The 21,018-nt window shown below is 58.1% G+C and carries 17 protein-coding genes, 1 tRNA gene and 2 rRNA genes (1 of these 20 running past the window's edge); 14 read left to right on the forward strand and 6 right to left on the reverse strand.

What is annotated here, in order from left to right; translation table 11 throughout:
- Nucleotides 1-36: 36 nt before the first annotated feature.
- From DESLA_RS0106865 to DESLA_RS0106915, 11 genes are all read left to right on the forward strand, one after another.
- The gene (locus tag DESLA_RS0106865) at nucleotides 37-780 is read left to right on the forward strand and encodes a basic amino acid ABC transporter substrate-binding protein (RefSeq protein ID WP_028571876.1); all 744 of its coding nucleotides are present in this window, start codon (nucleotides 37-39) and stop codon (nucleotides 778-780) included.
- Nucleotides 781-886: 106 nt separating this feature from the next.
- Nucleotides 887-1,714: an amino acid ABC transporter permease gene (locus tag DESLA_RS0106870; protein ID WP_028571877.1), complete on the forward strand. Its 828-nt coding sequence runs from the start codon at nucleotides 887-889 to the stop codon at nucleotides 1,712-1,714.
- Complete coding sequence (locus DESLA_RS0106875; RefSeq protein WP_028571878.1) at nucleotides 1,701-2,441, forward strand: amino acid ABC transporter ATP-binding protein; 741 nt, start codon at nucleotides 1,701-1,703, stop codon at nucleotides 2,439-2,441. Before DESLA_RS0106870 ends, DESLA_RS0106875 begins: the two co-directional genes overlap by 14 nt.
- 153 nt (nucleotides 2,442-2,594) lie before the next feature.
- Nucleotides 2,595-3,089, forward strand: coding sequence for an HIT family protein (locus tag DESLA_RS0106880; protein WP_028571879.1), 495 nt, complete (start codon nucleotides 2,595-2,597; stop codon nucleotides 3,087-3,089).
- A gap of 21 nt (nucleotides 3,090-3,110) precedes the next feature.
- Nucleotides 3,111-3,530, forward strand: a complete 420-nt coding sequence (locus tag DESLA_RS0106885; RefSeq protein ID WP_028571880.1) for a LapA family protein — start codon at nucleotides 3,111-3,113, stop codon at nucleotides 3,528-3,530.
- A 139-nt stretch (nucleotides 3,531-3,669) separates the two neighbouring features.
- On the forward strand, nucleotides 3,670-4,791 hold the full coding sequence (locus tag DESLA_RS19235) for a tetratricopeptide repeat protein (protein ID WP_051434465.1): 1,122 nt from the start codon (nucleotides 3,670-3,672) through the stop codon (nucleotides 4,789-4,791).
- The gene (gene mutS, locus DESLA_RS0106895) at nucleotides 4,784-7,537 is read left to right on the forward strand and encodes a DNA mismatch repair protein MutS (RefSeq protein ID WP_028571881.1); all 2,754 of its coding nucleotides are present in this window, start codon (nucleotides 4,784-4,786) and stop codon (nucleotides 7,535-7,537) included. The genes DESLA_RS19235 and mutS overlap by 8 nt, the downstream gene beginning before the upstream one ends.
- A gap of 139 nt (nucleotides 7,538-7,676) precedes the next feature.
- Nucleotides 7,677-8,930: a diaminopimelate decarboxylase gene (gene lysA, locus DESLA_RS0106900; RefSeq protein ID WP_028571882.1), complete on the forward strand. Its 1,254-nt coding sequence runs from the start codon at nucleotides 7,677-7,679 to the stop codon at nucleotides 8,928-8,930.
- A complete protein-coding gene (locus DESLA_RS0106905) occupies nucleotides 8,915-10,087 on the forward strand; it encodes an ATP-binding protein (protein ID WP_084031946.1) in 1,173 nt (390 codons plus the stop codon). Before lysA ends, DESLA_RS0106905 begins: the two co-directional genes overlap by 16 nt.
- 119 nt (nucleotides 10,088-10,206) lie before the next feature.
- The gene (locus tag DESLA_RS0106910) at nucleotides 10,207-11,157 is read left to right on the forward strand and encodes a YbgA family protein (RefSeq protein ID WP_028571884.1); all 951 of its coding nucleotides are present in this window, start codon (nucleotides 10,207-10,209) and stop codon (nucleotides 11,155-11,157) included.
- 30 nt (nucleotides 11,158-11,187) lie between these two features.
- Nucleotides 11,188-12,279: an AI-2E family transporter gene (locus DESLA_RS0106915; protein ID WP_028571885.1), complete on the forward strand. Its 1,092-nt coding sequence runs from the start codon at nucleotides 11,188-11,190 to the stop codon at nucleotides 12,277-12,279.
- A gap of 42 nt (nucleotides 12,280-12,321) precedes the next feature.
- On the opposite strand, the gene DESLA_RS19240 is transcribed toward DESLA_RS0106915, so the two are convergent.
- Both DESLA_RS19240 and DESLA_RS22845 read right to left on the reverse strand, forming a co-directional pair.
- Nucleotides 12,322-13,149, reverse strand: coding sequence for an ElyC/SanA/YdcF family protein (locus DESLA_RS19240; RefSeq protein ID WP_169732604.1), 828 nt, complete (start codon nucleotides 13,147-13,149; stop codon nucleotides 12,322-12,324).
- A 161-nt stretch (nucleotides 13,150-13,310) separates the two neighbouring features.
- Nucleotides 13,311-13,484, reverse strand: a complete 174-nt coding sequence (locus tag DESLA_RS22845; protein WP_156932897.1) for a hypothetical protein — start codon at nucleotides 13,482-13,484, stop codon at nucleotides 13,311-13,313.
- A gap of 410 nt (nucleotides 13,485-13,894) precedes the next feature.
- Here DESLA_RS22845 and DESLA_RS0106930 point away from each other — a divergent pair, with 410 nt between their 5' ends.
- Together DESLA_RS0106930 and DESLA_RS0106935 are read left to right on the forward strand one after the other, a co-directional pair.
- Entirely contained in the window at nucleotides 13,895-14,329 is a 435-nt protein-coding gene (locus DESLA_RS0106930; RefSeq protein ID WP_028571886.1) for a 4Fe-4S dicluster domain-containing protein, read from the forward strand.
- Complete coding sequence (locus DESLA_RS0106935; RefSeq protein ID WP_028571887.1) at nucleotides 14,322-16,097, forward strand: aldehyde ferredoxin oxidoreductase C-terminal domain-containing protein; 1,776 nt, start codon at nucleotides 14,322-14,324, stop codon at nucleotides 16,095-16,097. Before DESLA_RS0106930 ends, DESLA_RS0106935 begins: the two co-directional genes overlap by 8 nt.
- Before the next feature lie 202 nt (nucleotides 16,098-16,299).
- Here DESLA_RS0106935 and DESLA_RS0106940 read toward each other — a convergent pair.
- Both DESLA_RS0106940 and DESLA_RS0106945 read right to left on the reverse strand, forming a co-directional pair.
- Nucleotides 16,300-16,376: transfer RNA gene (locus tag DESLA_RS0106940), tRNA-Arg, on the reverse strand.
- A gap of 77 nt (nucleotides 16,377-16,453) precedes the next feature.
- A complete protein-coding gene (locus DESLA_RS0106945; protein WP_028571888.1) occupies nucleotides 16,454-17,359 on the reverse strand; it encodes a DMT family transporter in 906 nt (301 codons plus the stop codon).
- On the opposite strand from DESLA_RS0106945, the gene DESLA_RS0106950 reads away from it, so the two are divergent.
- Complete coding sequence (locus DESLA_RS0106950) at nucleotides 17,359-18,153, forward strand: PHP domain-containing protein (RefSeq protein WP_156932898.1); 795 nt, start codon at nucleotides 17,359-17,361, stop codon at nucleotides 18,151-18,153. The genes DESLA_RS0106945 and DESLA_RS0106950 overlap by 1 nt on opposite strands.
- A gap of 80 nt (nucleotides 18,154-18,233) precedes the next feature.
- Here the strand turns inward: DESLA_RS0106950 and rrf are convergent.
- Together rrf and DESLA_RS0106960 are read right to left on the reverse strand one after the other, a co-directional pair.
- Nucleotides 18,234-18,348, reverse strand: a 5S ribosomal RNA gene (gene rrf, locus DESLA_RS0106955).
- Between the two features lie 110 nt (nucleotides 18,349-18,458).
- Nucleotides 18,459-21,018 (reverse strand): 23S ribosomal RNA (locus tag DESLA_RS0106960) (it continues 397 nt past the right edge of the window).

Below are 21,018 nucleotides of genomic sequence, written 5' to 3' on the forward strand. Positions count from 1 at the left end.
ATTCATCTCAACGCAAACGAATGGAGGTTTTGGAGCATGTTGAAGCGTTTTCTTCTGACAGGACTGCTGTTGGCGGCAATGACGTCCACGGCCTGGGCGCAGCGCACGATCACCTTCGCGTCCGACTGCACGTGGCCGCCCATGGAAATGATCAGCGAAGACCGCGAGTGCGTCGGATTCGGGCCGGATCTTGTCAATGCCATGGCCAAGGCCGGCGGATTCGAAGCCGTGATCCAGAACACGGCTTGGGACGGAATTTTCGCAGGATTGGCTACCGGGCGGTACAACGCCATCTCCTCCTCCGTGTCCATCACCGAGGAACGCAAGAACGCCATGGACTTTTCCGATCCCTACTTTGAAGTCAAGCAGGGCGTCGTGGTCCGGGACGGCTCGGACATCAAGACCGAGGCCGACCTGGCCGGCAAGACTCTCGGCGCGCAGATCGGGACAACCGGCTACTTCGCCGCCATGCGCATTGCCGGAAACAACGCCAAAAGCTATGACGAAGTGGGCTTGGCCGTCACCGACCTGGCCAATGGCCGCCTGGACGCGGTGATCGCCGACGATGCCGTGGCCGCGGACTATGCCCTGACCCATCCGGACTTCTCCAAGACCCTGACCCTTGCCTTTTTGATCGAGCCGGACGAGCCGGAGTACCTGGGCTTTGCCGTGAAAAAGGGTGACACAGAAACCCTGGAACTGATCAACAGCGCCTTGGCCGGGGTCAAGGCCAGCGGTGAATACGATCAAATCTTCAAAAAATGGTTCGGCGGGGAATAACCCAGTTCCCTGATGATCACCTCTCTCTTCATGCCGGATGCGGCCAGCCTCCGGCATGAAGAGGCTTGATCCTTCTTGAATCCTCAAGCGACGCCAAAGGGAAACGATGGCCGAAAAGCAAGTCGTCATTGACGTTGGAGACGGAGCGGCCCTGCCGCGCAAGCAAGACCGAGGACTTTTCAGCGCCTGGTGGATCGCCCTGATCGGCGCTCTGGGCATCATTGCCTATCTGTGCATCTCCCGCCCAGATCCATACTTGCGGGTTCTCAAATTTCTCCCGGACGGGATCGTGGTCACCTTTCAGGTCACCATCCTGTCCATTCTTCTGGCCCTGGTCCTGGGCCTGTTCACCGGTCTGGGGCGGATTTCCAAGAATCGGGTCATCAACCTGATCGCCTCCACCTATGTCGAAGTAGTTCGCGGCATCCCGCTGCTGGTCCAACTCTTCTACATCTATTTCGCTCTGGGTCAGGTCTTCGCCAACCTTCCGGACTCCAACGCCCTGTTCATCTTCCTGAAAAACATGCCGCCCCTGGTGGCCGCGGTGATCGCCATGGGCATCTGCTACGGGGCCTACATGGGCGAAGTTTTTCGAGCCGGGATCGAATCCATCGACCATGGTCAGACCGAGGCGGCCAGATCCCTGGGCTTCAACCGCACCCAGACCATGTTCTACGTTATCCTGCCCCAAGCCTGGCGGACCATCCTGCCCCCCGTGGGCAACGAATTCATCGCCCTGCTCAAGGACAGCTCCCTGGTCTCCATCCTGGCGGTGTCGGACATCCTGCGCCGCGGTCGGGAATTCGCCAGCGTGACCTTCAACTACTTCGAAACGTACACCATGGTTGCCCTGGTCTATCTGGTGATCACCCTGCTCCTGTCCAAAGTCGTGAGCACCATGGAAGAAAGGTTGAATTATTATGAGCGCCGCTGAAAAAATCATCAGCATCCGCAACGCCAGCAAATTTTTCGGCGACCTCAAGGCTCTGAACGACGTGTCCCTGGACATCCATGCCGGGGAAAAAGTGGTGATCATCGGACCCAGCGGCTCCGGGAAAAGCACCCTGTTGCGGGCCGTCAATCGGTTGGAGACCATCGACCGGGGCGTCATCACCGTGGACGGCAAGGACGTCAACGACCCCAGAAACGACATCAACGTTTTGCGCATGGAAATGGGCATGGTTTTTCAAAGCTTCAACCTCTTTCCACACAAGACGGTGCTGGAAAACCTGACCATGGCCCCCATCAAGCTGAAGAACATTCCCCGCGCCCAAGCCGAGGAACGGGCCATGGCCCTGTTGAAGAAAGTGGGCATCGATGAAAAATCCGCGGTTTATCCGGTCAAGCTCTCCGGCGGCCAAAAACAACGGGTGGCCATTGCCCGTGCCCTGGCCATGAACCCCAAGATCATGCTCTTTGATGAGCCCACCTCCGCCCTGGACCCGGAAATGATCGGCGAGGTGCTGGACGTCATGGTCACCCTGGCCAAGGAGGGCATGACCATGGCCGTGGTCACCCATGAAATGGGCTTTGCCCGGGAAGTGGCGGACCGGATCGTTTTCATGGACCAGGGGGAAATCGTGGAAGTCGGTGCACCGGACCACTTTTTCGAACGCCCCGAGCATCCCCGGCTGAAAAAGTTTTTGAGCCAGATTTTGTGAGGGTTCAGCTATTCAACGGTTCACGGTTCAACGGTTGGTTTTGGCCAGGACATGCAAACCTGCTTTCCATGACGATCTTTTGATCCGAACCTCACTCGCCCTCAATCACGACCGTAACCGTTGAACCGTGACCCCCTGAACAGCTGAACCCTTATGGACACCCTTTTCGCCCCCTGGAGAATGGAGTACATTCTCGGTCCCAAGGCGGACGAGTGCGTGTTTTGCCTTCCGGAATCCACCGCGCGGGATCGCGATCAACTGGTTTTAGTTCGCGGAAGGCTTTGCTTTGTGATCATGAACAGGTATCCCTACACCAACGGCCACCTGATGGTGGCTCCGTACCGCCATGTTCCGGACCTGACGGATATGAACGAGGCGGAAGCCGGTGAAATGACGGATTGGCTGCAACGCTCCGTCCGGGTTCTCCGCGAGGCGCTCGGGCCGGACGGCTTCAACATCGGTTTGAACTTGGGAAGCGTCGCCGGCGCGGGCATTCAGGACCACCTGCATATGCACGTCGTCCCCCGCTGGCACGGAGACACCTCATTTATGACGGTTTGCGGCCAAACCCGCGTCGTCTCCGAGCACCTCTCGGCGACGCACGCCAAACTGGCATCGCTGTTTCTTACCATCTCACCCACACTCTAACCCCGCATAAGGAGAGGCTGTATGCGCTATTTGAAGGTCTTGCTGCTGACACTTTTTTTCTTCGTCTCCATGGTGTTCTTTATCCAGAACAACGACATGTTGTCCAACGAACTCGTTCTCAAATTGGAACTGTTCGACCTGAGCTTCGTTTCCCGCGAAATGCCCTTTTACCTGATCGTCCTGGTGAGTTTCGTGATCGGCTCGGTATTCAGCATGAGTTATTTCCTGGCGGAAAAAATCCGGCTTACCCATGAGTTGAAATCCTCCAAGGCCAAACTGGCCGCCCTGGAGCAGGAAGTGACCTCCCTGCGCAACCTGCCGTTGGAAGAGGAAGTCTATCCTTCCAGCTCCAAGACCGAAACCGCCTTCTCCACGGCATCCTACGCAGACGAGTCGGCGCAGCCCTATTCCGAGAAAAAGCGCGAAGACGGCGTGGCATAAGGTCATTGTCCCACGTCGCGCCTCCTCTCGGCGCGTTGTTGGCCGCCATCGGGTTCACGAAACGCATCTCGGCATTCCGGGCCGCGCGTGAACCCGGTGGTGTTTCCTTTTGACCGCCTTTTTCATTGAGTTGTAACGAATGCGCGATTGGATAAAAATGGTTTTCTCCTCCAGGTCCATGGGTCAGAATCATTTTCCCAACGAATCCCACGCGGACGGGTTGTTGCCGCCCTCCGAGGACACCTTCGCGGCCATCAGCGAACTGAGCCGGGTGGTCAAGAACAACCCGGACGCCGTGGAAATTTATCTGGCTCTGGGCAACCTGTACCGTTCCCAAGGGGAAATCGAGCGGGCCGTTCACATCCGCCAGAACCTGATCCTGCGCCCCGGCTTGCATCAAGAGTTCAAAGCCCGTGCATATTATGAACTGGGCCGGGACTACAAACGCGGCGGCTTTGTGGACCGGGCCTTCGACGCCTTGCGCCAAGCCCGTAAGATCGCCGGCAACAACCCGGCCATCACCCTGGAACTGGCCAAACTCAGCGCCGAATCCGAGGAATACGTCCAGGCGGCCAAGTATTACCAGGAGTTGGGCAACTCCGTTGCCGAGGCCCATTACATGGTTCGGCAGGCCCAAAAAGAGTGTCGGGACGACCCCAAGCGCTTCCCGGCTGGTAAATGGCTCGACCGGGCCCTGAAGGTTTCCCCGGGATGCATGGAGGCTTGGCTGGAAAAACTGCAACGCGCCTGGGGCGGGCTGGAAAAAACCAAGCCGGCCACTATCCTGGACAAGGCCATGGCCCTGGTCCCGGAACAGATGCGCTTCATGTTGCTTGAAGGACTTCTCAATACTTCGAGCAACAACGACCGTTCCGGCAACGCCCTCTCTTCCGCCCCGGACTTGGACGCCGCCCTGGCCGTGCTGTCCGGCTATCCCCAGGACATGCTGCTCCAGTATTACGGAGGCCTGCTGCTCCTGAACCAAGGCCACGAACAGGACGCCCAGGCCTGGTTCGAGCGCTGCCTGATCCTGGAGCCGAATTTCTGGCTGGCCCGCCTGGAAATCCTGAATCTGGCAAAAAAACACCACGATTTGCCAAAAACCCTGGCCGTGCAACTGGATTTTTTTCTTTCCCGTGCCCGGGAAGTCAAACGATTCTCCTGCCGTCAGTGCGGACTGAAGCGGGAATCGATCTTTTTCATCTGTCCCCGCTGTGGTTCCTGGCACTCCATCACCTTTCGCCGCAATCTGAATGAGTGATCCAAGTCCGCCCAAGCTGACGCCCATGCTGGAGCAGTACCTGGGCATCAAGGCCGCCCATCCGGACGCCCTGCTGTTTTTCCGCATGGGGGACTTCTACGAGCTGTTCTTCGAGGACGCCGAAACGGCGGCCCGGGAACTGCAGATCACCCTGACCAGCCGCAACCCCAACGCCGAAAACCCCGTTCCCATGTGCGGGGTGCCCTATCACGCCTGCGAATCCTACCTGACCCAACTCCTGAACAAGGGGCTCAAGGTGGCCATCTGCGATCAGGTGGAAGACCCCAAAGAGGCCAAGGGACTGGTCAAACGGGCCGTGACCAGAGTCCTGACCCCGGGCACCCTGGTGGAGGACGCCGGCCTTGAGGCCAAGGAGCACCATTTTCTGGCCGCGCTGTTCTGGGACGCCCAGGCGGACTTCGGCGGACTGGCCTGGGTGGACGTGTCCACCGGGGCGTGCCGGGGCATCCGGGTTCGCGGCCAGATGCCGCTGTGGTCCTGGGTGGCCAAGCTCCAGCCACGGGAACTGTTGCTGCCCGACCATCTCCGCCCCCCGGTCCAGGCCGGGGATGTTTCCACCCGGATCACCCCGCTGCCCGTGCGGGGCTTCTTCGAATTCGGTCAGGCCAAGGAACGGGTTCTGCGGACCCAGGGCGTGGCCGATCCGCACGTCCTGGACCTGGAGAACAAGCCGCAGCTCATCCAGGCCTTCGGGGCCCTGCTGGCCTATCTGAAGCAGACCCAGAAACACGATCCGAACCACCTCCAGTCGTTTCAAGTCATCCAACCCGGCGATTTTCTGCTCCTGGACGAAGTCACCCTGCGCAACCTGGAAATTTTTCGCCGCCTAGACGGCGGACGCGGACCGGGCACCCTGCGCCACGTCCTGGACCAGACCCTGACGCCCATGGGCGGCCGCCTATTGGAATCCCGACTCCACTACCCCTGGAAGGAGCCGGAGCCGATCCTCCAAAACCAGGCCGTCGTCGCAGCACTGTTGGAAAGCGACGCATCCCGCTCCGAACTCGCCCAGCGACTGTCCACCACAACGGACCTGGAACGCATCGCCACCCGGATTTCCATGAACCGGACCTCGCCCCGGGATTTCGCGGCCCTGCGTCAAGGCGTCGCCCGGCTGCCCGGGCTCCGGGAAGCCTTGAACACTCTGACCCAGACTGGTCAAAATTCCGACGTGCCGGGAAACGGATCCTCGGTGGTTTCACCTTCCGACCATGGACCGGGCAACTTCGACGACATGCCCCCGCAACTGCTCCAGGACGTTTTGCGGACATGGGACGATCTTGACGACCTGGCGGACCTGCTCCAGCGGGCTCTGGTAGACTCTCCGCCCCTGCTGATCACGGACGGCGGCATTTTTCGCCCCGGATACGACCCGGATCTGGACGTTCTGCTGGACCTGGCGGAGCACGGACAGGATACCTTGCGGGAGATGCTGGCCGGGGAACAGGAGCTGACCGGCCAGCCGAAGTTGAAGATGGGCTACAACCGGGTTTTCGGCTATTATTTCGAGCTGCCCAGGTCCCAGACCAAGGAATTACCCGAACGTTTCCAGCGGCGGCAGTCCCTGGTTTCCAGTGAGCGCTTCGTGACCGAAGAGCTGAAAGAGCTGGAGGATCGCTTGCTGGGTGCCTCGGATCGGCGCAAGGTTCTGGAGCACAAACTGTTTCAGGAACTGCGGGACAAGGTAGACGGATTCCGGCCACGGGTCATGCGCATGGCCGAGACCGTGGCCCGCCTGGACGTCTGGTTGGCCTTGGCCGAAGCGGCCAGGAAATGGTCCTGGTCCCGCCCCGCCGTGGCCACGGACCTGAACATCTCCATCATCGGCGGCCGTCATCCGGGCATCGAGGCCTGCCAGGGCAGCGCGGACTACATTCCCAACGATGTGCACCTGGACGACCAGCGGAGGGTGCTGATCATCACCGGTCCGAACATGGGCGGCAAGTCCACGGTGCTCCGCCAGACCGCGCTGATCTGCATCCTGACCCAGATCGGCTCCTTCGTCCCGGCCGCCCGGGCGTCCATCGGCCTCACGGATCGGATCTTCACCCGTGTGGGGGCCTCGGACAACTTGAGTCTTGGGCAAAGCACCTTTATGGTGGAGATGATTGAGACGGCTCGCATCCTGCGTCAGGCCACCCAACGCAGTCTGGTCATCCTGGACGAAATCGGCCGGGGGACCAGCACCTACGACGGCCTGGCCCTGGCCTGGGCCGTGGTGGAGGAACTCTCCGGCCAGGGGGTGAAACAATCCAGAGGGCCCGTGCGGACCCTGTTCGCCACCCATTACCACGAACTGACCTCCCTGGAAGGCCGGTTGCCCGGTGTGCGCAACTACAACATCGCGGTCAAGGAGTGGAAAGGCGACATCATTTTTTTACGCCGACTGGTCCCAGGCCCTTCGGACCGCAGCTACGGTATTGAGGTGGCCAAGCTGGCCGGCCTGCCGCGCGGGGTCGTGGCCAGGGCCAAGGAGATTCTGGAGGAACTGGACGCCGCGAAGCAACCTCGAAAGCTCCACCAGTCATCCAAACCGACGCGACAACAACTGCTCCGCGATCCCTTGCCCGGCTTGGGAATCACGCCACCCTCCCGCGAGAATCCGGAAGAAACCGAAATTTTGAACCGATTACGCGACCTGGACCCGACGCACCTCAGCCCCATGCAGGCGTTGACCCTGCTCCAGCAATGGAAGGAACGCCTGGAAGGCGACGTTGGAATCTGAATCGAAATCGAAATCGCGAAAAGCAAATAACGAGCTCGAATGTCGACGATAGCGATTTCGATACCGATTTCGTCTCCAGGCAAAGCCTGAATGTACGACCATATTGAACGTAAAAAATGAATGAAGGAGAATCGAACCCATGCATCACTTTACATATCGCAATGGAGAACTGTACGCCGAGGATGTGGCGGTCCGGGATTTGGCCGCTCAGTACGGCACCCCGCTGTACGTCTATTCCACGGCCACCTTCAAGCGCCACTTCCAGGCCTTTGACTCCGCCTTCGCCGATTTGCCGCACATGACGTGCTATTCGGTCAAGGCCAATTCCAACCTCTGCGTACTGCGCCTGCTCAGCGAACTGGGCGCGGGCATGGACATCGTTTCCGGGGGCGAACTGTTCCGGGCCCTTTCCGCCGGGGTCCCGGCCCGCAAAATCGTCTATTCCGGAGTGGGCAAACGAGCCGAGGAAATCCGGGAAGCCCTGCTGGCCGACATTCTGATGTTCAACGTGGAGTCCATGGACGAGCTGCGGCGGATCAACGATATCGCCCTGGAACTGGGCAAGGTCGCCCGGATCAGCCTGCGCATCAATCCGGACGTGGACCCCAAGACCCATCCTTACATTTCCACGGGGATGAAAAACAACAAGTTCGGCCTGGACATCAAGCAATCCCTGGAAGGCTATGAACTGGCCCTGAAGCTTCCAGGCATCGAGCCCGTGGGCATCGACTGCCACATCGGCTCTCAACTCACCTCCATCGAACCGTTCCTGGAAGCCCTGCACCGGATCAAAGACTTCAGCCAAAAGTTGAAAAAAATGGGCGTGGATGTTCGCTTTCTGGACCTGGGAGGCGGCCTGGGCATCACCTACGACCAGGAAGAGCCTCCGCATCCCAAGGAGTTCGGCCAAGTCCTGGTCCGGGAACTTCAGGACATGGACGTCACCTTGATCCTCGAACCGGGGCGGGTCATCGCCGGCAACACGGGCATTCTGGTCACGGAAGTCGTGTACACCAAGTCCACGGAAACCAAGCATTTCGTGATCGTCGACGCCGCCATGAACGATCTGGTTCGGCCATCCTTGTACCAGTCCCATCACTCCATCGCCGAAGTGACGCCCCAACGTCGGCCGGCACGGAACGTGGACGTGGTCGGGCCCATCTGCGAGTCAGGCGACTTCCTGGCCCGGGACCGGGATCTGCCCGAGGTCCGCTCCGGAGAACTGCTGGCGATTTTTTCCGCCGGTGCTTACGGCTTCACCATGTCCTCCCAGTACAATTCCCGCCCCCGGGCCGCGGAAATTCTGGTGGACGGCTCCCAGACAATGCTGGCCCGCAAACGCGAAACCTACAGCGACCTGATTGCCCTGGAGCGTCAATGTCTCAAGGAATGAACACCCTCTTCGAGCGGTTGCCGTCCGTGCCGGTCCCCATGGACCGGCTGCGCGGCTTTCAAAGCCAATTGGGCATCGATCAGGAGGACTTCGTCCGGATGGATCACCTTTCGGACGCGTTCTTGCCGGAAAAGGAGCGATTCGCCCAGCGGGTCTTCGATCATTTTCACGGCATCCCGGCGACTCGCGTCGTCCTGGACCACGGCCCGTCACATGAACGGATGATCCGGATCTGGTCCCATTGGTACGAATCCTTTTTCCAGAACCGCAACCAAGACGCTTTTTTGGTCGCCCAGTGGCGCAGCGGCTTGAACCACGTGGCCGCGGGCATCGACCATCGCTACATCAGCCTGGGCTACGCCATGGCCCGCAAATTCATCCATGAAACGGCCTTTGCCAAGCTGGACCCGGAACCCTGCTCAGCGGCCATCGACCTGATGGATCGCCTTCTGGATCTCTGCCTGCTGGTGGAGACGGACGCCTTTATCACTTCCCTGACCAAGTGCGATATGGAGATCATTCGCGGCATCGCCCATCAGGTCCGCAATCCCTTGATGGTCATCGGCGGCAACGTCCTGCGTCTGCGCAAACAGCTTCCCGCGGACGACCCCAGGCACGAAGTGTACGAGACCATGCTGCTGGAGGCCAACCGCCTGGAGCGGATGGTTCGCAATGTGAACACCTACAACGAGGTCTTCCAACGCGAGCCCCGGCCCAACACCTGCGACCTGGACTCCGCGATCAAGGCCGCCCTGGCGGAACTGCTCCCCCAGGAGAGGGTTCGTATTGAAATCCGGCTGGACCCGCACCACCCCAACGTACTGGCGGATCCGGAAGACCTGCGGGTCATTCTGTATCACCTGATTCAAAACAGCCTGGAAAACGCGGCGGACGCCTCCACCCCCGAGGTCCGGATCAGCTCCGCCCCAAGCGAGACCAACGGCGACTTTCTGGATCTCCACATCTTCAACAACGGCCCGACCCCGGATCCGGACAGCCTGGAGAGCCTGTTCACGCCCTTTTACTCCACCAAGGCCCTGGGCACCGGCTTCGGTCTGCCCATCGCCAGGCTGGCCGTACGTAAGAATCACGGCCACCTGACCTTACGGTCCCAACCTGAGGAAGGCACGACTTGTCTGGTCACCTTACCGATGTGATGGGGTGATGTTTGGCTCACGCGAAGGCGCGAAGACGCGAAGCCGAAATGATATGTACATCCTGAGCGTCTTCGCGCCTTCGCGTGAGCCCCTTTAACATTTACCCGGAGAACGACGACATGGAAAAACCATTACGTCTGGGCATCAGCTCATGCTTGCTGGGCAACAACGTCCGCTATGACGGCGGACACAAGCTGGATCGATTCCTGCGGGACACCCTGGGCAAGTACGTGGAATTCGTGCCGGTCTGTCCCGAGGTGGAGTGCGGCATGCCCGTGCCCCGGGAGGCCATGCGGCTGGTGGGGAACATCGAGAATCCGCGATTGCGGGCCATTCGCTCCGGCGAAGACCTTACGGACCAAATGCTGGCCTGGACTACGGAGAAGAATAAATGGCTGGCCGGACAGGACCTTTGCGGGTTCATCTTCAAAAGCAAATCGCCATCCAGCGGCCTGCAAGGCGTGAAGGTCTACTCCGAACAAGGCATGCCCCAGCAAAAAGGGGTGGGTATTTTCGCCAAGACGTTCATCACCCGTTTTCCGGACATTCCGGTGGAGGACGATGGACGCTTGAACGATCCGGGCCTTCGGGAAAACTTCATCGAACGGATCTTCGTGGCCCGTCGCTGGCAAGACGTAGTCGTGGCCAAACCCGCTCTGGGCCCGCTGGTTGCCTTTCAAGCACACCACAAGTATCTTATTTTAGCCCACAGCCCGAAACATTACACAGCCTTGGGCCGCTTGGTGGCCCAGGCCTCGGAAATGGATCGGGACCAGGTCTTCGCCGAGTATGGTCGCCTGCTGTCCGAGGCCCTGCGAATACGCACCACCAAGGCCAAATTGTTCAACGTGCTGGAAAAGAGCATGGGCCATTTCAAAAAGCAGATTACGGCCTGGGAAAAGCAGGAACTGCTGGACGTCTTCCGACGCTTCAAGGAAGGCCAAATCCCGCTGATCGTCCCGATAACCTTGCTCAACCACTACATCCGCAAGTATGATGAACCGTATCTCACAACACAGTTCTTCTTCCATCCGCACCCTTTGGAACTCAAACTGCGCAACCACGCCTAGCCCCTACTCACCTTTTCCCACGCCCACGCCATGCGCCTGATCCGGGACTGGTTCCAACGACATTTCAACGACCCCCAGGTCGTGATCCTGGTGGGCATGCTGATCGTGGTGTTCGCCGGGATCTACTTCCTAGGGCGGATGGTTGTACCCTTTCTGACCGGGCTGGTCATGGCCTATCTGTTGGAAGGATTAGTGCGGTTTCTAACCAACTGGCGAGTTCCTCGACTCCTGGCCGTGCTGATCGTCTTTTTCGGGTTCTTGACCGGATCGTTCATCGCCTTGTTCTGGCTGCTGCCCATGCTCACCAAGCAGATCGCCCAACTGGTTCAGCAGATCCCCGGCCTGATCACCCACACCCAAGCCCTGCTGCTCCAGCTCCCGGAGCGCTACCCCAAGTTCATCAGCGACGAACAGGTGGTCCAGTTCACCACGGCGCTGCGCACCGAACTGTTCACCTTCGGCCAAAAGCTGCTGACCTTTTCCGTGGCCTCGGTCACGGGGTTGATTACCATCATCGTGTACTTGATCATCGTGCCCATGCTGATCTTCTTTTTCCTCAAAGATAAAGAGAAAATAGTGAGCTGGCTGCGAGGCTTCCTGCCCAAGGAGCGGAACTTGGCTAAGCAGGTTTGGCTGGAAGTGGACAACCAGATCGGTAACTATATTCGGGGGAAGTTTTGGGAAATCCTGATCGTCTGGGGCGCTACCTACGCAACCTTTCTCTGGCTCGGCATGCAGTACGCCATGCTGCTCGGGCTGGTGGTCGGCCTGTCGGTGCTGATTCCCTACATCGGAGCCGCCGTGGTCACCCTGCCCGTGGCCATTGTGGCCTATGCCCAATGGGGGTTCGGGGACGAATTGTTGTACGTGCTCATTGCCTACGCCGTGATCCAAGCCATCGACGGCAACCTCCTCGCCCCCCTGCTCTTTTCCGAAGTGGTGGACATCCACCCCGTGGCCATCATCCTGGCCATCCTGGTCTTCGGCGGACTCTGGGGCTTCTGGGGCATTTTCTTCGCCATTCCCCTGGCCACAGTGGTCCAGGCCGTACTCCGCGCCTGGCCCAGATCCATGGCTCCGCCTCCGGAGGCATCAGAACCCGGCACGCAGTCCACAGAATAAAGAGCGGAGGGGAGAGACAGCCTTTTTCCCTTCCCATCCTTTTTAACCGTCCTTCGTCTCCGCTACAGTGCGACGCAACCGAGGAACCTCCCGGACTTGGGCCCAGACCATCCCCAGGTACTCGTAGACGGCACGTTCGCTGCGACGTAACGCGGCGGCGGACGGGAAATAATCACCAGGATGGCGCTCCTTCTCCAAGGACTGCTTGACCAGAAAATCCGTCGGAGCCGGGATCGGAGCCAGTCCGGCGGCCTTGGCCAGGGTCACGGACCTCGGCATGTGCGATGCCGAGGTCACCAGCAAAAAAAGCTCATCCGCCGCGATCACCTCCCGCAACGCCAGCATCTCCTCCGCCGTATCCCTGGGTTGGTCCAGTAGAATCCTCGGCTCCAACTCTCCCAGCTCTCCAGCGGCCTCAGCCATGACCTGAGCATGGGAAAACGCATCGAAAACCGCTCCTCCAGTAAAAACCAAAACGCTCTCCGGAAGCTGTCGATGCAGCCGGATTCCTTCGACGAGTCGGGCAAGCGAGGCGTCGGACAATTGCATTGTCGCGGGCAAGCGAGGATCGGAACGATGCCCTCCGCCCAGCACGACGACAAACCTGACGTCCGCCAAACCCCGAACATCCGTCACGGGTTCGTAACGACGCTCCAACGGAGTCAGAAGGCGATCCGCCACCGGAGACGAGGCAAAGCCCACCGCAACCATCGTCCCCAATAGCAGCAACAACCCGGCTGGCTTCCGGCCTTTCCCGAACCACAGCAGCGCCAACCCGGCAACCAACAGAAATCCAGCCACGCTCAGGGGCATGCAAAACTGGCCGATGATTTTTTTCAACAGGATCATTGGAGATGGTTCAGGATTCAAAGCTTCTCCTTCGGTGTCGGGGTCGGTATCGGAATCGGGGTCGAATAAGGATCATGGGCGAACAAACAGTATCGATCCCGATCCCGATCCCGATAGCGACGCCGACCCCGATAACTTTTTTTCAAGTGAATAACTCACTACCGAAGTAAACTTGGTATAAATCACTCCGCCCCCCGGATCATATCCATCATCTCCTCCACGGACAGTTTGATTCCGCTGTCCGTTCCTTCCAGCAAACTGGTGGCCAGGTCGCGTTTGTGGCGGTGCAGATCGAGGATTGATGGCCTGGGGACCGGAAGTCGAATCAAGAAATACGAGTGGTTCGCGTCTTGCATCGGCTCTCCTTCATTCGCAATTATAAAAATCACTCGACTCTGCTCAACACAGCCCCACTCTTCCCATTCGTCGCAACGGATTCGATATTACTCCGGCTTGTTATCCTGATCCGAAGTGTTGTGTACCGAATTCAAGGGGCATTTCACGCGCCTGGTCATGCCTGCTCACCTTCAATGATACAGAGGACTCTTGCCAGGTCAACATCCTTGAACAAGCCCGCCCACTTCTCTTCGCGCCTCGCGCTCTCTTTTTCTTTAGACTTTCCTCAGCCCAAACCATCCTCCCCCCGCCCAACAGCCCCGGTGAGGTCGAAAGTGATTTTTGCGCCCTGAAGGTAAAAAGGCTAACCTGGCATTTTTCACGAGACATTCTCCTTCAACCTTCCAACCTTCAACCATTGAGGAATACAATGAAGATTTTGCGTGCATCACGCATGGACCGATGCATCGGCTGTCACTCCTGCTCTTTGGCCTGCGCTCGGCAGGTGCACAAGAAGCTCTCCTGGAGCATGGCCGGCATCCGGATCAAGTCCAGCGGCGGCATCACCACCGGCTTTGAAGCCCGGCTTTGTCTGGCCTGCGACCCGGCCCCCTGTGTCAAGGCCTGTCCCACCGGCGCTTTTTCCCAGCGCAAAGGCGGCGGAGTAATTGTAAAAATGAAGCTGTGCATTCAGTGCGGCAAATGCGCCCCAGCCTGTCCGGTGGACGCCGTCTATCTGGACGAGAAGACACAGCCATACGTGTGTATTCATTGCGGCCGATGCGTGGAGTTCTGCCCCCACGACTGTCTGGAAATGCGCCAAAAACAGGAACATGTCCGCCAGGGAGGTGGTGCCAATGACTGATACCGCGTTTCGTATCTGCATCGTCCACTTGGACCGGGACAAAGGCGAAATCATCTCCTTTGGCGACAAGAACGTCCACATCGGCGGCAGCGGTTTAGCCGCAGCTTTGTTTGAAACCTACGGTCTACCTGAAGAACCATGGTCTCACCCGGACCAGCCCTTGATCTTCGCCATCGGTTGCCTGACCGGCTATTTTCCGCTGATGTCCAAGGTGGTCTGCGGCTTCAAGTCGCCCCATCACGACCAGTACGCCGAATCCCACGCCGGTGGCCGTCTAGCCCTGGCCATGCGCTTCGCCGGATACGACGCCGTGGTGCTGCGCGGCCGGGCCGAGGTGCCCGTGGCCGTACATGTGGGCTCGAAGATCATCGAAACCAAGGACGCCAACTACCTCTGGGGCGCCAACGCCCTGACCACGGGCCGAGTGATCCGCAGGGCCTTTCCCGGGGCTTCCGGTCATCGCAGCATCTTACGCATCGGCCCGGCCGGGGAGACCTTGTCCGCCTACGCCTGCATCAACGTGGACACCTTCCGCCATTTCGGACGGCTGGGCGCGGGGTCGGTCATGGGAGTGAAGCACGTCAAGGCCCTGGTGATCTCCGGGGATGGCGACCAGGAATTGCCGGGCGCGGACACCAAGGCTTATGCCAAGCTGTTCAAAAAAGTCCACGACGACATGACCGATACGGAAATGATGAGCAAGTACCACAACCTGGGCACCCCCGGAAACGTGGCCCCGCTCAACGCGCTCAAGTCTCTGCCCATCCGCAACTTGACCCAGACCACGGACCATGAGGTGGACGGCATTTCCGGCGAAACCTTTGCCAAGGACCTGCTGATCCGCAACACCGCCTGTGCCGGTTGCCCGGTGGGTTGCATCCACGTGGGCATGCTCCGGGAGCAGTTCCAGGACGAACACCGCTTCCAGATTCGCCAAGTGGCCTACGACTATGAACTGATCTTCGCCCTGGGCTCAATGCTCGGCGTAATGAACGCGTCCGAGTGTCTGGCCCTGATGGATGAAGTGGAAAAGGAAGGACTGGATGCCATGAGCACCGGCGTGGCCCTGGCCTGGGCCACCGAGGCGTATCAGAAAGGACTTTTGAGTAAGGAACAGGTGGAGGAAGAATTGGTCTTCGGCAACACCGCGGCCTACAAGGAAGCCATCTGGTGCCTGGGCCATGCCAAGAACGAATTCTATAAGGATTTAGCCAAAGGCGTGGCCCACGCCGCGGCGAAATACGGCGGAGAGGACTTCGCCTGCGTCCTGGGCCAGGAAATGGCCGGGTACGCCACCGGAGAGACCTTTTTCGCCTCCCAGTCCCTGTCCTTCCGCCACTCTCACCTGGACACCGGAGCCTATGGCTATGACCAGAAAAAACACGACAAGGACCCGGAAAAAGCCACCCGCTATTTCGTGGAGGACGAACGGGAACGTGTCTTGTTAACCTCCCTGGTCTCCTGCCTCTTCGCCCGGGGGGTCTACAAAAAATCGCTTCTGGCCGAATGCTTGAAGGTCGTCGGCCTGCCCGAACTGGCCGAGAACATGGACAAAGCCGCCGATGAAATGCAGCGATTGCGCTGGCGGATGCGCTTGGCCACGGGATATGAGCCGGAAAAAACCACCATTTCGAAGCGATTCCTGGAAGTGGAAACCTGGGCCGGCAAAATGGACCCGGAATACCTGGAAGCCCTGCGCCGATCCTACACCAAAGCCATCCGGGAACTGGGCGCTCCACTCCCGGCCAAGGAAGATGAGTCGACGTAAGCTTTCAGAGCGATTCAAGCAAGTCTGTCGGCGATACCCGACGTATGGACAAATAACCCTGGCTCCACAGGAGCCAGGGTTATTTTGAATCTCATGCCCAAATGGACATGCAGGAATCCAAAAAAAATATTGTTTTTCAGTGGATTGAGGTATTGAAAAGAAAAAAGGGCTTCCGGTTTCATCGGAAGCCCTTGTTTTTCTTTGGTGCGCCAGGGAGGGATCGAACCCCCGACCCTCGGCTTAGAAGGCCGATGCTCTATCCAACTGAGCTACTGGCGCGAAGCGGTTATCTCTACTGTAAGCTTATGAACCTGGTCAAGAGTGAGGAAAGCATCTGTCTTCAGCAAGCGCGATCATCAGCGGGATACACAACGGGCCCGAGGATCGTCGCCAGCCCGGACCATGATCAGAACGGCGAATATGATCAGCATCGCTCCCAAAATACCAAGATAGCCCAATCGCTCCCCCCACCATGCATAGGCGACCAACGCGGCCACCACGGGTTCAAACGTGGCCACCACGGAGGCGCGAGTGGCTTCAAGGCGACGCAATCCCGCGCAATAGGCCAGGAAGGCCCCATAGGTGGAAACGAGAGCCAGAACGGCCAAGGCTATCCAGGCGACGAGCGTTTTTTCATGAAAGTCCACAAAGGGATAGAGGGCGAGGGCCCCGATCGGCAAGGCAACGACCATCACCGAGGCCGCGGAGTATTTACTCAAATACCGCTTTCCGAAAATATAGTAGAGAGCGTAGGTCAGCCCTGAAAGTAAACCATACCCCACGGCGGCCGGATTCCAAAGACCTTCGCGAAGAGCGGTCAGGCCGTCCGGACCGAGGCTGACTCCCAGAACACCCAGCAAGGTTATGCCCACGGCCAGTATCTTCAGGCGTCCCAGGGTTTCCCCGAGAAATATCCAGGCCAGCAAGGCCACCCAGGCCGGAGCTGTATAGAGTAGGACCGCCGCGACGGAAGCGCCGCCAAGATCAACCGTCTTCTGAAACGCGCCGTAAAACACTCCGACACAGACCAGCCCGAAAAAGAAAAAAGCCGGGAGGTCGGCTCGTTGAACACGCCATTGACCACGGATCGAGACATGCACCATGAACAGCAGCGCTCCCAGCGTCGCCCGCCAGAAGGCGACTTCCAACGGCTCCAGGCCTTGTTGAAACGCCAGCAAAGCCAGAGGACCGATCATTCCCCAGAGAGTTGCGGCCAGAAGAACATAGGCGTAGCCTATTTTGGATTCCCTGGACAATTTCATTGAGTGCGATCGCCTTGTGTGATTTCTTCATATGGCCGCCCCTGCCAAGTCTTTTTATCTCCACGGACTCTATCAGCCAACGGAAACGTCGCGTCATTATGCGTATTGATTGCCATTTTCATACCAGCCAGCACTCCTGCTGCTCCTTCGTCAATCCCAGAAATGCTTGTGAAATCGCCATCGCCCGAGGCTTGGACTCCCTGCTTTTCACGGAACATGGCGTCTACTGGGATCAGGATCGCCTCGAAGCATTACAATCCAACTATCCGCAATTGAAACTCTACTCCGGTATCGAGGTCGCGCTGACGGAAGGGTACCATATCGTGGCCTTCGGGGCTCGTTTTCTGAGTCATCCAGTACACCACCTTTCCCTCTCGGAACTCAACCGTCTTGTCGCCCCGGAGCGGGACAACACGTTTCTTTTCGTCGCGCACGCCTTTCGATACCAGACAAGCCCGACGCCGGAACTGGAGCAAGTCCTTGGTTGTTGCGACGGCCTGGAAATGCGGTCCATCAACATCTTGCGCGACCATGCCATAGAGCGTCCCGACAAAATCCTTTCGGCGGACCATGCCCTCTACGAGCACTATTTACAAGCGTACGACCTCATCCCGCTCTATAATACCGACGGCCATGACGAAGACATCATCGGTTTGATTTCCAATGACCTGCCGATATCCGCTCCTCCTAGCGACGAAGTGGACCTCGCTCGTCTCTTCAAGCGCCATTCTCCTGTCGAATTTCAAAACCGTGCCCTGCTGGCTTTGCACCCTTTGCTTGGCGCACATGGTTGAAAAGCGTCTGATTGCAAGTTCTTTCAAAAACAAAAACGCCCGCTTAGTTTCCTAAGCGGGCGTTTTTGTGATGAGGAATGATCTGGCGGCGTCCTACTTTCCCACGGTTAGAACCGCAGTATCATCGGCGCTGGAGGGCTTAACTTCCGAGTTCGGAATGGGGTCGGGTGTGTCCCCTCCGCCAAGGCCACCAGAACAAATTTGGTGATGGGTGATTTGTGGGGGTGGTTTGCGAATATCCTGGATATTTCCAGGCTGCATATCACCAATCACAAGTCACCATTTCATAGGTAACGAAGTATAGAGAGGTTAAGACTCACGGTCTATTAGTACTGGTCAGCTGAGCGCATCGCTGCGCGTACACCTCCAGCCTATCAACCTGGTGGTCTACCAGGGACCTTTAGGGAATCACTTCCAGGGAGACCTAATCTTGAGGCAGGCTTCCCGCTTAGATGCTTTCAGCGGTTATCCTTGCCGAACGTAGCTACCCAGCTGTGCCGCTGGCGCGACAACTGGTCCACCAGAGGTTCGTCCATCCCGGTCCTCTCGTACTAGGGACAGGCCCTCTCAAGTCTCCTCCGCCCACAGCAGATAGGGACCAAACTGTCTCACGACGTTTTAAACCCAGCTCGCGTACCACTTTAAACGGCGAACAGCCGTACCCTTGGGACCTGCTCCAGCCCCAGGATGTGATGAGCCGACATCGAGGTGCCAAACCGCGTCGTCGATGTGAACTCTTGGACGCGATCAGCCTGTTATCCCCGGCGTACCTTTTATCCGATGAGCGATGGCCCTTCCATGCGGGACCACCGGATCACTAAGGCCGACTTTCGTCCCTGTTCGAGATGTCTCTCTCACAGTCAAGCTCCCTTATGCCTTTGCACTCAACGGCTGGTTTCCAATCAGCCTGAGGGAACCTTTGCACGCCTCCGTTACTCTTTGGGAGGCGACCGCCCCAGTCAAACTACCCGCCTGGCACTGTCTACGGTCAGGGTTCACTGACCAGTATTAGAGTTTTAGAACAACAAGGGTGGTATTTCAACGATGGCTCCGCCCATACTGGCGTACAGACTTCATAGCCTCCCACCTATCCTACACATGATGCCCCAAAACCCAATGCCAGGTTATAGTAAAGGTGCACAGGGTCTTTCCGTCTTGCTGCGGGTAGACGGCATTTGCACCGCCACTTCAATTTCACTGAGTCTCTGGTCGAGACAGCGCGGAGATCGTTACGCCATTCGTGCAGGTCGGAACTTACCCGACAAGGAATTTCGCTACCTTAGGACCGTTATAGTTACGGCCGCCGTTTACCGGGGCTTCGGTTCAAAGCTTCGGTTGCCCTAACCTCTCCCCTTAACCTTCCGGCACCGGGCAGGCGTCAGTCTGTATACCGCGTCTTACGACTTCGCACAGACCTGTGTTTTTAGTAAACAGTCGCCCCCGCCGTTTCTCTGCGACTCTTCGATGCTCAGGGAGCAAGTCCCTTCACAAAAAAGAGCACCCCTTCTCCCGAAGTTACGGGGTCATTTTGCCGAGTTCCTTGACCAGAGTTTTCTCAAGCGCCTTGGGATACTCTCCCCGCCCACCTGTGTTGGTTTGCGGTACGGTCTGAAAGACATCTCGTTTAGAGGCTTTTCTCGGCGGCATGGGATGAGTCACTTCGTCTTAAAGACTCGTCATCAGTTCTCGGCTTAAAGCTTCGCGGATTTGCCTACGAAGCCAGCCTACTACCTTGAACCGGGACATCCAACACCCGGATGACCTACCCTTCCGCGTCCCCCCATCACTCAAACGATGTCTCACAGGTACAGGAATATTAACCTGTTTCCCATCAGCTACGCTTTTCAGCCTCGCCTTAGGGGCCGACTCACCCTGGGAAGATTATCTTTACCCAGGAAACCTTGGGCTTACGGCGAAGAAGTTTCTCACTTCTTTTATCGTTACTCATGCCAGCATGATCACTTCCCCGAAGTCCAGCAAACCTTCCGGTTCACCTTCATCCCGCGAGGAACGCTCCCCTACCGCGTACGTTAAAACGCACACCCGTGGCTTCGGCATCGTGCTTAGCCTCGTTACATTTTCGGCGCGGAATCACTAGACCAGTGAGCTATTACGCTTTCTTTAAAGGATGGCTGCTTCTAAGCCAACCTCCTGGCTGTCTGAACAACTCCACTTCCTTTCCCACTGAGCACGAATTTGGAGGCCTTAGCCGACGGTCTGGGCTGTTTCCCTCTTGACTATGGACCTTCTCACCCACAGTCTGACTCCCAGGATAAAACGCACGGCATTCGGAGTTTGATAGGGTTTGGTAACCTGGTGGGGCCCCTAGCCCTTTCAGTGCTCTACCTCCGTGCGCGAATTACCTGAGGCTATACCTCAATATATTTCGGGGAGAACCAGCTATCACCGAGTTTGATTGGTCTTTCACCCCTATCCACAGGTCATCCAAAAGGTTTTCAGCCCTTATTGGTTCGAGCCTCCACTTGGTTTTACCCAAGCTTCACTCTGCCCATGGATAGATCACTCGGTTTCGGGTCTTATCCGCAGTACTCAATCGCCCTATTCAGACTCGCTTTCGCTGCGGCTACGCCTCAGAAAGGCTTAACCTCGCACTACAAATAAACTCGCTGGCTCATTATGCAAAAGGCACGCTCTCACCCTGAACGTCTTCCGAAGAAAACGCACAATGGCTCGAACCGCTTGTAGGCAATTGGTTTCAGGTTCTCGTTTCACTCCCCTAACAGGGGTTCTTTTCACCTTTCCCTCACGGTACTAGTTCGCTATCGGTCGCCAGGGAGTATTTAGCCTTGGGAGATGGTCCTCCCGGATTCCCACGGGGTTTCACGTGCCCCGCGGTACTCAGGT

The sequence above is a fragment of the Desulfonatronum lacustre DSM 10312 genome (assembly GCF_000519265.1).
Lineage (GTDB): Bacteria > Desulfobacterota > Desulfovibrionia > Desulfovibrionales > Desulfonatronaceae > Desulfonatronum > Desulfonatronum lacustre.